Raw genomic sequence first — 12,901 nt, forward strand, 5'->3', positions numbered from 1 at the left:
AGACCGTCGTGTCGCCCGCGCTCGGCCGGCTGCTCCAGGGCCACCCGGCCGACCAGCTCGGCGACCGGTTCGGCAAGCCCGTCGGCGCCATCGGCGAGGACGGCCTCCGCTTCCCGGAGCAGCTCGTCGCGCTCACCGGGCACACCGCGGACGCGATGCCGGAGAGCGCCAACCAGGTGCCGGGCTTCCCGGCCGGGAAGGCGAGCCCGGATCCCCTGCTCATGCTGCTGTCCTGGGTCGGGATCATCGTGCTGCTGGTGCCGAGCCTGGTGCTGGTGGCGTCCTCGGCCCGGCTGACCGCGGCCCGGCGCGAACGGCGGCTCGCCGCGATCCGGCTGGCCGGCGCGACCCCGGGGCAGGTCACGAACATGGTGGCCGCCGAGACGACGTTGTCCGCCGGCATCGGCGCCCTGCTCGGCCTGGTGATCAGCCCGGCGCTGCACGGCCTCGCGTCGTTCGTCCCGTGGGCGGGCGGTACCTGGCTCGCGGCCGACTTCGCGCTGCCGGTCGGCTTGACGGTGTTCATCGTCGTGGCCATCCCGGTGCTCGTGGTGCTGGCCGGCATCCTCGGCCTGCGCCGCGTGCTGAAGAACCCGCTGTTCGCGACCGGCGGCCACACGAAGAAGCCGTTGCGCTGGTGGCGGCTGCTGGCGCTGCCCGCGGCGGGGCTGTTCTTCCTGGTCGCGGTGACGACGGCGAAGGACTCCGGCGGCATCACGATGGTCATGGCGGGGCTGTTCCTGCTGGTCGGCTCGGCCGCGATCGTCGGGCCGTGGGTGACGTCGGCGGTCGGCGGCACGTTCGTCCGGATCTGGCGGCGCCCGTCCGCGCTGCTCGCCGGCCGTCGCCTGCGTGACGACCCGAAGGGCGCCTACCGCGCGTCCGCCGGGATCGTGCTCGCGGTGTTCGCCGGGTCGATGGCGCTGACGCTGCTGCCGACGTTCGAGTCGATGGCCGGCGGCGGACGGTCCTTCGTCGACTCGGTGCTCTACGTCGACACGGACAACCAGCACGCGGGCAAGATCGTCGAGCAGGCCAACGGGTCCCTGCAGAAGTACGGCCAGGCCGAGAAGGCGGTCGCGGTCGGCGAGGTTTACCTGGTCGAGGGCGAGGGGAACAACCGCACCGGGCACCGCGCGCTGGTGATGACCTGCGCCGACGCCGTCAAGCTGACCCGGTTCGGGCTCACCGCGGAGAACTGCACGGGCGGTCCGGCCGTCTTCGGCGACTCGGCGCTCGACCTGGCGCGGTACAAGCTCGCCGACAACTGGGAAGGGCCGGCGGTGGCCGTGAAGTCGGGGACGCGGGCGGAGGCGATCCACCTGCCCGACTCGGATCTGTCGAGCACGTCGATCATCGACCCGGCCGCGCTGCCGGTCGGCTTCGCGCCGAAGTACGTCACCGTGGTCGCGCCGACGACCGATGCGAACCGCGAGATCGTCCGCACGGCCCTGGCCGGGCCGGCCGCCGGTGAGGAGATCGGCAGCCGCGACCAGTACCTGTTCAACCAGCAGACCGAGCTCGGCGACCTGCGCCGCGTCACGGTGATCGGGCTGATCGCCGCCGGTGTGCTGGCGGGCTGCAGCGCCGCGGTCGCGACCGCGGGGTCGGTGATGGACCGCCGCCGCACGTTCGGGGCGCTGATGGCGGCCGGCACGCCGGTCCGGGTGCTGGCGAGGGCGCTGCGGATGGAGGCCGCGCTGCCGGCGCTGGTCGCCACCATCGGCGCGGGAATCGTCGGGGTGCTCGTCGGTGTTGGCCTCTACAGCATGGTCGACGAACGGGGCATAGTGCTCAGCCCGTGGCTGCTGGCGCCGGTCGTGCTCGGCGTCGGCGTGGCGTTGCTCGGCGCGTCGGTCTGCACCCCCGCGCTCAAGCGGGTCCAGGCCGAGCCGCTGGCCGACGAATAGGGAGGACGTTCGCCCCTCTGTCGGGGGAGGGGCGAACTCCTACCGCTTTTCGAAGATGAGGTCGTGCGAGACGCGGCCTTCGACGTCGGCGCGCTGCTCGAACTTGGTCACCGGCCGCCAGTCCGGCCGCGGCGCCCAGCCGTCGTACCGGTTCTTCAACGCCGGCTCGGCGGAACAGACTTCCAGCATCTGCTCGGCGTAGCTCTCCCAGTCGGTCGCCATGTGGAACGTGCCGCCGGGCGCGAGCCGCGACGCCACGAGCGCCGCGAACGACGGCGACACGATCCGCCGCTTGTGGTGCTTCTTCTTCGGCCACGGGTCGGGGAAGAACAACCGGACGCCGTGCAGCGTGTCCGGCTCGACGTGCTCGGTCAGGAACACGACGGCGTCGCCGTGCAGCAGCCGCAGGTTCCCGACGCCCAGCTTTTCGGCGCGCAGCATCAGCTGGCCGAGGCCCGGGTCGTAGACCTCGGCCGCGACGTAGTTCAGCTCCGGCGCCGCGGCGGCCAGCTGCGACGTCGTCTCGCCCATGCCGGAGCCGATCTCCAGCATCACCGGCGCTTCGCGGCCGAACCACTCGGTGAAGTCCAGCTTTCCGGCGGGCAGCTCACCGACCGTGCGGCCGAGCGCCGGCCACAGTTCGTCCCACGCGCGCTGCTGTCCGACGGTCATCCGGCCGCCGCGCTTCACGTAGCTGACGACGCTGCGCAGCCGGGGTTGGTGCTCGTTTTCCACTCACCGAGGTTAACGAACGGCTTCCAGCTCCCCGAGACGAGACCGCAGCCCCGCCAGCCCGGCGATCGCGATCGGGTCCGGCGTCGCCCCCGTGTGCGCGGGGAGCACGTCGATCCAGCCCGGGTGCCGGTCGGTGTTCATGACCGTCGTCGGAATCGCGTGTCCCGATTTCCCGCGCTCGGACGGCATGAACTCCCAGTAACCGGATTCGCCGTCGGCGGCCCACGGGACGAATTCCCAGCCCGGGCGCCTGCCGAGCAGTTGCGCGATCCGGTCCTCGACGCGGAAACCCTGTTCCCGCGAATCGAGGGTCCCGTCCGCCACCGCCCGCAGCCACCACGGCGCGGGGATCGGGCCCGCCATCCCGGCCGAAGCGCGGAACAGGGCCAGGACGCGGTCTTCCGGCGCGCGGTGCACCCACGCCCGGCGGAGTTCGGCGGGCGTCGCCGCGGTCATGGCGGCCCGCGGGAGCTCGATCGCCCGCGACCATTCGAGGTCCAGCATGGGTTCGAGCTGGGGAGCGTCGTCTTCGACGCGGGCTCGGGGAATCGTGCTGCCCAATTCTTGACCGGTGTCCACCGTCAAGGATCACCTCCAGGGGAGCTCAGACGGGTCCGGCACGCTCTCTCTTACGAATATTGCCTGGTCATAGCATTATGTCCGGTGGCTGTGAGAGAAGCCACAGGGGTTTCATCTTCTTTTAACAAAGGTTTTTGCGGTATTGAGACCGCGGTCACGCTCAGGCATCACGGCGTGCCGTTACGAGCACGCCGGCCACGAACAGGGCAACGGTGATCGCCGCGAAGTAGCCGAGGTACCCCCACGGGCCGAGCGGCGCGTCCGGCAGCCGCAGCGGCCCCGCGGCGAACCCGCCCGCGCCGACGAACTCGTCGGCGGCGTGGAACGGCATCCACTGGTAGATGTGCCTGCCGGCGCCCGGGATCAAGATCACCAGGCCTTCGAGCACCTGCGTCCACACCAGCACCACGGTCAGCCCGAAGGCGACGCTGCGCAGCAGGAGCGCGACGCCGACGCCGGCCACCGCGGTGAACAGGAACACCAGACTCTGGCCGAGCACCGCGCGCCAGTCCGCGGCCGAGTGCAGCGCGAGGTCGGCGTCCGGCTGCACCAGCGACGCCAGTCCCCACGAGCCGAAGCCGACGACCAGCCCGAGCACCGCGCCGAGCGCGGCGAGCACCGCCAGCTTCGCCACCAGCGCGGGCACCCGGCTCGGCACCGCCTGGAAGGTCAGCCGCATGGTGCCCCAGTTGAACTCCGACGCCGTCGCGAGGATCGCGAGGACGAGCAGCACGGTCCGGCCGTTGCCGCTGGCGAGCTGGGTGTTGCCGACCGTCGCCGGGATCTCCGGCCCGGCCAGCGCGAAGAACAACGCGGTGAAGCCGAGCGGCGCGACGAACGCGATCGCCAGGCACCACCAGGGCGCGCGGGTGCTGAAGAGCTTGATGCGCTCGGCGCGGAGGAGGTTGGTGATCATCGGGACGCCTCCGAAGCCGGGCCCGCGAACTCGACGGATTCGCGGGTGAGGTCGAGGTAGGCCTGCTCCAGCGAGCCGGTGATCGGGCTCAGCTCGTGCAGCGTCGCGCCCGCGTCGAAGGCGAGCTGCCCGATCCGGTCACTGTCCATTCCGGACACCAGGAAGGCGCCGTCGGCCTCGCTGAACTCGGCCTGCCCGGTGAGCGCGGCCCGCAGCTCGTCGGCGTGCGGGGTGCGCACGCGCACGCCGTGCTCGCTCGTCCGCGCGACGAAGTCGTCCATCGTCCCTTGGTAGATGAGCCGTCCCCGGCCGATCACCACGAGGTCCTGCGCGGTCTGCGCCATCTCGGGCAGCAGGTGGCTGGACACGAACACGGTCCGGCCCTCGGCCGCGAGCGCGTGCAGCAGCTGCCGGATCCAGGCCATGCCCTCCGGGTCGAGGCCGTTCACCGGCTCGTCGAACAGCAGCACGCGCGGGTCGCCGAGCATCGCGGCGGCGATGCCCAGCCGCTGCTGCATGCCGAGGGAGTACTGCAGGACGCGGGTCTTGCCGACGCTCGTCAGCCCGACCAGCGCGAGCACCTCTTCGACGCGCTTGTCGGTGATGCCGTTGGTGGCGGCCAGCCAGCGCAGGTGGTCGCGTCCGCTGCGCCCGGGGTGGCGCCAGGTGGCGTCCAGCATCGCGCCGACCGTCCGAAGTGGATCTTTCAGCTCCCGGTACGGGACGCCGTCGACGAGCACCGTGCCCGCGTCCGGCGTGTCGAGGCCGAGGACCAGCCGCATGGTCGTGGACTTCCCGGCGCCGTTCGGTCCGAGGAACCCGGTGACCCGCCCCGACCGCGCGGTGAACGTCAGCTCGTCGACCGCGGTCGTCGTGCCGTACCGCTTGGTCAGCGCGTTCGCTTCGATCATGCGCTCCCCCGTCCCGTCACCCGGAGCCTACTGCGAAACACCGGATCCGGGTCGCCCCCCGACAGCGCGACCCGGATCCGGTGTTTTTCCCCTGTATCCCCTTAAGCGTCCCGCTTCTTCGCAACCCCGAGTGCGACGAGCAGGAACACGATCGCGATGCCGGCGAAGTACGCCAGCGCCCAGCCGGGGCTCAGCGGCGAGTCCGACGGCGCCGGGCCGTTGACCACCTCCGAGCCGCGGAGGAACTTGTTGGCCACGTTGAACGGCAGCCACTCGTGGATGTCGGCGCCGATCTTCGGGATCAGCGTCACCAGCTGTTCGACGGCCAAGTAGTAGATCAGCAGCAGGGCGATGGCGCCCGCGCTGTGCCGGACCAGGATGCCGACGGCGACCGCGAGCACCGCGCTGAGCGCGAAGACCGGGCCGATGCCCGCGACGTTCAGCCAGTCCTGGGTCGTGTGCAGGCCGAGGTGGTCGTTCGGGCGCATCAGCACGCCGAGGCCCCAGGCCCCGAACGCGGCGACCTCGCCGAGCACCAGCCCCAGCAGTCCGACGACGACGGCCTTGGCGACCAGCGCCGGCGAGCGGTGCGGCACCGCCTGGAACGTCGTGCGGATGGTGTTGAAGCGGTATTCGGTGGTCACGGCGAGGGCCGCGAGCACCATGACGACGGCGATGCCGAACTGGGAAGCGCCGAACTGGGTGGCGGAGATCGTCACCGAGTCGGTCGGTTCGGTCGCCCCGGCCAGGATGGCCGCGAAGCCGACGGACAGGGCCAGGGTGATGAGCGCGCACCACCACGGCGAGCGGGTGGAGAACAGCTTGATGCGTTCTACCGCGAGCAGGTTCATGGTCTTGGTTTCCCCGTTTACTTGGCGGACTCGAGCACGTGCTGCGCCTCGGCGTCGAGCCCGGTGTGGTACTCGACGGAGTCGCCGGTGATCTGCATGAAGGCCTGCTCCAGCGAACCGGTCTGCGGGCTCAGCTCGTGCAGGACGATCCGGTTGGTGGCGGCGATCTCGCCGATCTTGTCGCTGTCCATGCCCGACACCACGAGACCGGTGTCGTCCCCGGTGACGCCGGCGCTGGCGCGCTGGAGCGCGTCGCGCAGTTCCGCCAGCTGCGGCGAGCGGACCTTGACCGTGTTCTCCGCCGCGCGGGCGACGAAGTCCTGGGTCGACGACTGCGAAATCAGCTGCCCCCGGCCGATCACCACCAGGTTGCTCGCGGTCAGCGCCATCTCGGAAAGCAGGTGGCTCGACACGAACACGGTGCGGCCTTCCTCGGCCAGCCGGTGCATGAACTTCCGGATCCAGAGGATGCCCTCGGGGTCCAGGCCGTTCACCGGCTCGTCGAACAGCAGCACCTCGGGGTCGCCGAGCAGGGCGGCGGCGATGCCGAGCCGCTGCGACATGCCGAGCGAAAACCCGCCGGCGCGCTTGTTCGCGACGCTCGTCAGGCCGACGGTTTCGAGCACCTCGTCGACCCGGGCGGCCGGGATGCGGTTGGACTTCGCCATCCACAGCAGGTGGGCGCGGGCCGAGCGGTTGGGGTGCACCCACTTCGCGTCGAGCAGCGCGCCGACGGTGCGCAGCGGCTCCTTGAGGTCGTGGTACTTCTTGCCGCCGATGGTGACCTGGCCGGCCGTCGGGTTGTCCAGGCCGAGGATCATGCGCATGGTGGTGGACTTGCCGGCCCCGTTCGGGCCGAGGAAGCCGGTGACCTGACCCGCGGCCACGGAGAACGACAGGTTGTTCACCGCCAGTGTCTTTCCGTACCGCTTGGTGAGGCCGGTTGCCTCGATCATGGCTGCTCCTCTTCCGCCCCTCGCTTACGACGCGTTCATCGTCGCGGGTCGGAGGCGGTTCGCGCGTCACCCTGTAGACCGAACCGGCCCCCCTACCTGAGTAGTACCTTGCTGGCTCTTCGGCCGATGCGCGATCCGTGATGACCCTGAGCCGACCCTGATTCGACGTCATTAATGAACTGTGGTTCAATAATGACGTGGCCCGGCCGAGGAGCATCACCGACGAGCGGCTGCTTGGCGCGGCGGAGACCGTGATCGGCAGGTGTGGCCCCGGTTTCACGCTCGCGCAGGTGGCTTCGGAAGCTGGTGTTTCGGTCGGCACGGTCGCGCAGCGGTTCGGCTCGAAGAGCGGCCTGCTGCAGGCGATGAGCCGGCGGGCCACGCGGCGGGCGGTCGAGCAGATGCGGGAGTGCGCCGAGCGGGCGGGCGACCCGGTCGACGGCCTGCGCGCCGCGGCGGTGTCGGTCTACGCGGTGCTGGGCGACGCCGAGGAGGCGGCGAACCACCTGGGCCAGCTCGGCGTGGACATCGGCGACCCGGTGCTGCGGTCGCTGCTGGGCGAGCACTTCACGGCGGTCGAGGAAGAACTGCGGCGGCTCGTGCGGGCGGCGGCTTCGGCGTTGCCGCACGCGCCGAGCGTGCCGCGGGCCGCCCGGGTCGTGCTGGACGTGATCAACGGGGTGTCGATCGACTGGTCGATCCGGCCGCACGGGCGGCTGGCCGACCGGCTGGCGGAGGACGTCGACGCGGTGCTGACCGCGTGGCGCGGACGGGAGGACGCATGAGCTTGCAGGGCAAGGTGGCCGTGGTCACCGGGGCGACCCGGGGCTGCGGCCGGGCGATCGCGGTGGAACTGGGCCGCGCGGGCGCGACGGTGTACGTCACCGGCCGCACGACGCGCGAAACGTCGTCACCGCTGAAGCGCCCGGAAACGATCGAGGAAACGGGCGAGCTGGTCGAAGCGGCGGGCGGTCGCGCGGTGGTCGTCCGCTGCGACTTCACCTCGCAGTCCGATGTGGACGCCTTGAAGGCACGCATCGAGTCCGAAGTGGACGGAATCGACATCCTGGTCGACGACGTCTGGGGCGGCGACATGTACTTCCACTTCGACGCGCCCTTCTGGGAGACGCCGCTGGAAGACGCGCTGAACCTGACGCACAACGCGCTCGACACGCACCTCATCGCGCTGCACAAGCTGCTGCCGCTGGTGGTCGCCCGCCGCGGCCTGGTCCTCGAGGTGACCGACGGCGACAACGACGACTACGTCGGCGCGGGCCTGCCCTATTACCTGGCCAAGTGCGGCATCCGCGCGCTCGGCCGGGCGCTGGGCGTGGAGCTGAAGAAGAACGACTGCGTCGGCCTCGCGGTGACCCCGGGCTTCCTGCGTTCGGAGTCGATGCTCGACCACTTCGAGGTCACCGAGGACAACTGGCGCGACGCGGTCGGCAAGCTGGCCCCGGTTGACTTCAAGATCTCGGAGACGCCGTACCTGCTGGCCCGCGGCGTCGCAGCCCTCGCCCAAGACCCCTCCGTGTCCCGCTTCGCCGGCCAGACACTGGCGTCCTGGACCTTGATGCACGAGTACAACTACACGGACATCGACGGCGACCGCCCGGACTTCGGCCGCTGGCTCACCGAAGTCCGCCACGCAGGCAAAGACCCAGCCACCACCCCACCAGACACCTTCCGCTGACGAACCCGCCACTTTCTCTACGAAAGTGGCGCCTCGGGACCCCAAGGTGGCACTTTCCCTAGGAAAGATGCGAGGTTGTGGAGGGATTTCGGGGTATGTGGACAACTAAGCCGTAGTTGATCTTCGGTGGCCTTGTTCGTCGGTGGGGTGATGCAGATTTGATGGGTGGTACGCCTCCGCAGTAGTGACCTGGTCGACTTCGCCGAGCCCTTCATCGGGAGCCACGCCGTGGCCGAAGACGCGTTGACGTTGTGCGACTTGCGGTCTCCGTCGTTCACCCGCTTGTTCCGGAACGTCTACATCGCCTCGACGACTGAAGTCACACACTCGGTGCGGTGCCGGGCTGCTGCTCTGCTCGCACCGAGTGGCGCCGTTCTGACCGGGTGCTCGGCAGCGGCTATCTGGGGTCTTGAGCTGGTCGGTCCGCAGGACCTGGTCGAATTCGTCGTGCCCGAGAACATGCAGTTCGACCGGCAGGCGGGACTGCACATCCGGCGGACCAGCCGGGTGATCGACAGCGAGCCGTGGGGTGACATCCAGCTCGCCACACCGCTGCGGCTCGCGTTGGACGTCGCCACGAACACCAAGCTTCATCGTTCGCTTCCCCGGACCGTCGGCTACCTCGACGCCTTCCTCGGCAGCGGGCTGGTGGACCTGGCCGAGCTGCACCGCTACCTCAGGCCGCGCCGCGACAACGGAATGGTGCGAGCCAGGAAAGCGGTCGCGCTGGCGAATGCGCGCTCGGAGAGCGTGCCCGAGTCCGAGCTGCGGGTGTGGCTCACCGTCGCCGGGCTCAAGCCGGAGGTCCAAGTCGACGTCGTCACGGCGTCAGGTGGCTTCCTCGGCCGTCTTGACCTGGCATTCCCCGCGCAGAAGCTGGCTGTCGAGTACGACAGTGAGTGGCATCTCGACGGGATCCAGCCGCGCCTCGACGCGCAGCGCCGCACGGCGATCGAGGCCGAGGGATGGCGCTTCGTGATCGTCACCAAGGCTGACTTGTACGGTGATCCGAAGCGAGTGGTCGCGGCTGTCCAGACGGCACTTTCTCTAGGAAAGATGCGTCCAAGTGGCCTCTGAGCGCATCTTTCCTAGAGAAAGTGCCGCTTGAGTCAGGCGAGGCCGGGGCGGGCGAGGCCGGTTTCGTAGGCCAGCACCACGGCCTGCACCCGGTCCCGCAGCTCCAGCTTCGCCAGGATCCGCCCGACGTGCGTCTTCACCGTCGCCTCGGAAAGGAACAGCGCCTCCGCGATCTCCAGGTTCGACATGCCCTTCGCGATCAGCACCAGGACTTCGCGCTCGCGGTCGGTCAGCACGTCCAGCTCCGCGGTGTCCCGCATCGGTGTGCCGCCCGAGCCGACGAAGCGGTCGAGCAGCCGGCGGGTCACCGACGGCGACACCACCGCGTCGCCCGAAGCCACCGCTCGCAGGGCCGATACCAGGTGGCCGGGCTGGGTGTCCTTGAGCAGGAACCCGCTCGCGCCGCCCTGCAGGGCCGCGTAGACGTACTCGTCGAGGTCGAACGTCGTCATCACGAGTACCCGCGCGGTGCCGTCGGCGACGATCCGCTTGGTCGCTTCGACGCCGTCGAGCACTGGCATGCGGACGTCCATCAGCACGACGTCCGGCCGCAGTCGCGAGGCCAGCTCGATCGCCTCGGCGCCGTCGCCGGCCTCGCCCACGACGTCGATGTCGGCCTGCGCGCCGAGCACCATCCGGAAGCCGACGCGCATCAGTTCCTGGTCGTCGACGACCACCACACGGATCACTTGTCCAACCTAACCGGCAGGGCCGCGCGGACCTGCCACCCACCGCCCTGAGCCGGGCCCACTTCCAGCGTGCCGCCGTAGACGTGCGCGCGTTCGCGCATGCCGATCAAGCCGTTGCCGCCCGGCAGGCGTTGCGAAGAACCGGCCAGCTGCGGGACGCGGCCCGCGCCGTCGTCGGACACCAGCACCTCGACCAGGTCGCCGGTCCGGTGCACCCGCACCGACGCCGTCGCGCCGCGGCCGGCGTGCTTGAGCGTGTTGGTCAGCGACTCCTGGACGATCCGGTAGATGCCCAGCGAGACGCCGGCCGGCAGGTCGCCGAGCTCGTTGGTCTCCAGCTCCACCGGCACCCCGGCGGTCCGCATCCGCTCGGCCAGCTCGGCGAGCGCGTGCGCGTCCGGCTGCGGGACGCGCGGCTCGCCGTCCGCGTCGTCGCTGCGCAGCACGTCGAGCAGGCGCCGCAGCTCCCCGAGGGCGCCGCGGCCGGTCTCGGAAATCGTTTGCAGGGCCCGCCGGGCGAGGTCGGGGTTGCTCTCCAGCGCGTACGACGCGCCGTCGGCCTGCACCACCATCACGCTCACCGCGTGCGCGACGACGTCGTGCAGCTCACGCGCGATCCGGCCGCGCTCCTCGGCCACCGCGATCCGGGTGGCCTGGTCCCGTTCGGTCTCGAGCAGGTGCAACCTGGCCTCCACTTCCACGTCGTAGGCGCGCCGGGCCCCGACGAACTCGCCGAGCGTCCAGCACAGGGCGATGCCGAACGCGAGGAACAGCACCGAGATGAGCAGCTCGTCCGTCTGGTCCAGCGCCAGCTGCAAGGCCGACGCGACGATCACCGCGCCGACGAACACCAGTCCCGGCCGCCGCCCGGCGTAGACGACGACCGAGTAGATGCTCAACGCGAGGCCGACGATGCTGCCGATGCCGAGCATCAGCGTCGCGTGCACGACGCTGATCACCAGCACGACGTACGCCGACCACAGCGGCGACTTCCGCCGGAACACCAGCGGCGCCACCATCGCGATGTTCACCGGAACGGCGATGTACCAGGGCGGCAGCTCGGCGATTTCGGCCAGCCCGTCGGCGACGAAGAACAGCATGTCGATCAGGCCGAGCAGGACGGCCAGCACCGTGTCGCCCGCCATGGGGTGGGCACGCATCCAGAGGCTCAGCCGTCGCACCAGACAACACTAGGTCCCGGGGCGGCGGGCGCGCGTCGGTCGGCGGTAGCACCTTGGGTGCGACCTCCGGATGAGGGACATGGCACGATTCACGGGGTTGTCCGTACGACGAGAGGGCTGGGGGCCGTGACGTCACCGGAGCAGGGCCGGCTCGCGGGTCCGCTGTCGATGTCGGTGGCCAACCTGTGCCACCGCCTGCAGTCGCAGGTCTCCGCGCGCACCGCCGCCGGGTTCGCCGAGGTGCTGCGCCGGCTCGGCGCGCCGCTGCAGGTGGCCGTCGCCGGCCGGATCAAGTCGGGCAAGTCCACGCTGGTCAACGCGCTGATCGGGCGCCGGGTCGCGCCGACCGACATCGGTGAGTGCACGCGGCTGGTGACCCGGTTCCAGTACGGCACGGTGGACCGCGTCGAGATCGTCTTCACCGACGGCCGCAAGCAGGTGCTCCCCTTCGCCGCCGACGGGATGATTCCCGCCGAGCTGGGCGTCGACATCGAGAAGGTGTCGCACATCGAGGCGTACCTGACCAACGCCGTCCTGCAGGGCATGACGGTGATCGACACCCCGGGCCTCGGGTCGCTCGACGCCGCTTCGGTGTCCCGCACCGAGCAGCTCCTGGGCGCCGCGAAGCACCGCAAGGACGATGACGACGAAGAGGGCTCGGACGAGCTGGACGACACCTCGCGCAACGCCGTCGCCGGTGCCGAGGCCGTGCTGTACGTCGTCACCCAGGGCGTCCGCGCGGACGACCAGCAGGCGCTCGCCGCGTTCACCGCGGCCACGGCGAGCCGCGAGGCGGGTCCGGTCAACGCGATCGCCGTGCTGAACAAAGCCGACACCATCGCGCCGGAGTCGGTCGAAGGCGCGGACGGCGACGTCTGGAAGGCCGCGACGATCCTGTCGGAGAAGCAGGCAAGCACGTTGAAGCCGCGCGTCGCCGACGTGCTGCCGGTGATCGGGCTGATCGCCGAGTCGGCCGAGTCCGGCGGCTTCACCTCCGCCGACGCCGAAGCGCTGCGGCAGCTCGCCGAGCTCGACGACGACGTCCTGCAGACCATGCTGATCTCGGCCGACATCTTCACCAGCTGGGAGTGCGACGTCCCGGCGGGCACGCGGCTGCGGCTGCTGGAGAAGCTCGACCTGTTCGGCGTCTCCCACGCCGTCGAGGCCATCCGCAAGGAGCCGGAGATCACCGCGGGCGCGCTGCGGCGGTCGCTGCTCGACGCGTCCGGCCTGGAGGCGGTGCGGCAGCGGCTGTCGATCGTGTTCGCCGCCCGCGCCGACGGCATCAAGGCGGCCGCCGCCCTCGCGTCCGTGACCGCGCTCGCGCACGCCTCGGCCGACCCGGCCGAGCGCCAGCGCGTCCACGACGCCATCGAAGTGCTGCTCGCCAAGCCCGAAGCCCA

At 70.6% G+C, this 12,901-nt stretch carries 13 protein-coding genes; 5 read left to right on the forward strand and 8 right to left on the reverse strand.

Annotation, left to right across the window (positions count from 1 at the left end; translation table 11 throughout):
• Positions 1–1,910: ABC transporter permease (locus tag G3I65_RS24625; RefSeq protein WP_160698199.1), on the forward strand; the 1,910-nt coding region annotated here is incomplete at its 5' end.
• A 39-nt stretch (positions 1,911–1,949) separates the two neighbouring features.
• On the opposite strand, the gene trmB is transcribed toward G3I65_RS24625, so the two are convergent.
• The 6 genes from trmB to G3I65_RS24655 all read right to left on the reverse strand — a co-directional run bounded on the left by trmB (position 1,950) and on the right by G3I65_RS24655 (position 6,858).
• Positions 1,950–2,645: a tRNA (guanosine(46)-N7)-methyltransferase TrmB gene (trmB, locus tag G3I65_RS24630; RefSeq protein ID WP_160698200.1), complete on the reverse strand. Its 696-nt coding sequence runs from the start codon at positions 2,643–2,645 to the stop codon at positions 1,950–1,952.
• 9 nt (positions 2,646–2,654) lie between these two features.
• Positions 2,655–3,206 carry a hypothetical protein gene (locus tag G3I65_RS24635; protein WP_166640534.1) on the reverse strand — a complete coding sequence of 184 codons (552 nt, stop codon included), beginning with the start codon at positions 3,204–3,206 and terminating at the stop codon, positions 2,655–2,657.
• 178 nt (positions 3,207–3,384) lie between these two features.
• On the reverse strand, positions 3,385–4,140 hold the full coding sequence (locus G3I65_RS24640; RefSeq protein ID WP_160698201.1) for a hypothetical protein: 756 nt from the start codon (positions 4,138–4,140) through the stop codon (positions 3,385–3,387).
• Positions 4,137–5,051 carry an ABC transporter ATP-binding protein gene (locus G3I65_RS24645; RefSeq protein WP_160698202.1) on the reverse strand — a complete coding sequence of 305 codons (915 nt, stop codon included), beginning with the start codon at positions 5,049–5,051 and terminating at the stop codon, positions 4,137–4,139. Before G3I65_RS24645 ends, G3I65_RS24640 begins: the two co-directional genes overlap by 4 nt.
• 101 nt (positions 5,052–5,152) lie before the next feature.
• Entirely contained in the window at positions 5,153–5,902 is a 750-nt protein-coding gene (locus tag G3I65_RS24650) for an ABC transporter permease (RefSeq protein WP_160698203.1), read from the reverse strand.
• Positions 5,903–5,919: 17 nt separating this feature from the next.
• Complete coding sequence (locus G3I65_RS24655) at positions 5,920–6,858, reverse strand: ABC transporter ATP-binding protein (protein WP_160698204.1); 939 nt, start codon at positions 6,856–6,858, stop codon at positions 5,920–5,922.
• Between the two features lie 197 nt (positions 6,859–7,055).
• On the opposite strand from G3I65_RS24655, the gene G3I65_RS24660 reads away from it, so the two are divergent.
• The 3 genes from G3I65_RS24660 (at position 7,056) to G3I65_RS24670 (ending at position 9,628) form a co-directional block, all read left to right on the forward strand.
• Positions 7,056–7,643 (forward strand): TetR/AcrR family transcriptional regulator, encoded by a 588-nt coding sequence (locus tag G3I65_RS24660; RefSeq protein ID WP_160698205.1) that lies wholly within the window; start codon positions 7,056–7,058, stop codon positions 7,641–7,643.
• Positions 7,640–8,551 carry an SDR family NAD(P)-dependent oxidoreductase gene (locus G3I65_RS24665; protein WP_160698206.1) on the forward strand — a complete coding sequence of 304 codons (912 nt, stop codon included), beginning with the start codon at positions 7,640–7,642 and terminating at the stop codon, positions 8,549–8,551. Before G3I65_RS24660 ends, G3I65_RS24665 begins: the two co-directional genes overlap by 4 nt.
• 228 nt (positions 8,552–8,779) lie before the next feature.
• Positions 8,780–9,628, forward strand: a complete 849-nt coding sequence (locus tag G3I65_RS24670) for a hypothetical protein (RefSeq protein ID WP_309235675.1) — start codon at positions 8,780–8,782, stop codon at positions 9,626–9,628.
• Positions 9,629–9,660: 32 nt separating this feature from the next.
• On the opposite strand, the gene G3I65_RS24675 is transcribed toward G3I65_RS24670, so the two are convergent.
• Together G3I65_RS24675 and G3I65_RS24680 are read right to left on the reverse strand one after the other, a co-directional pair.
• Positions 9,661–10,317 (reverse strand): response regulator transcription factor, encoded by a 657-nt coding sequence (locus G3I65_RS24675; RefSeq protein ID WP_160698208.1) that lies wholly within the window; start codon positions 10,315–10,317, stop codon positions 9,661–9,663.
• A complete protein-coding gene (locus G3I65_RS24680) occupies positions 10,314–11,462 on the reverse strand; it encodes a sensor histidine kinase (protein ID WP_160698210.1) in 1,149 nt (382 codons plus the stop codon). Before G3I65_RS24680 ends, G3I65_RS24675 begins: the two co-directional genes overlap by 4 nt.
• A 204-nt stretch (positions 11,463–11,666) precedes the next feature.
• Here G3I65_RS24680 and G3I65_RS24685 point away from each other — a divergent pair.
• Positions 11,667–12,901 (forward strand): dynamin family protein (locus tag G3I65_RS24685; protein WP_166640538.1); only part of this gene is annotated, 1,235 nt, incomplete at its 3' end.

The sequence above is a fragment of the Amycolatopsis sp. SID8362 genome (assembly GCF_010550475.1).
In the GTDB taxonomy this organism is placed as follows: Bacteria; Actinomycetota; Actinomycetes; order Mycobacteriales; family Pseudonocardiaceae; genus Amycolatopsis; species Amycolatopsis eburnea.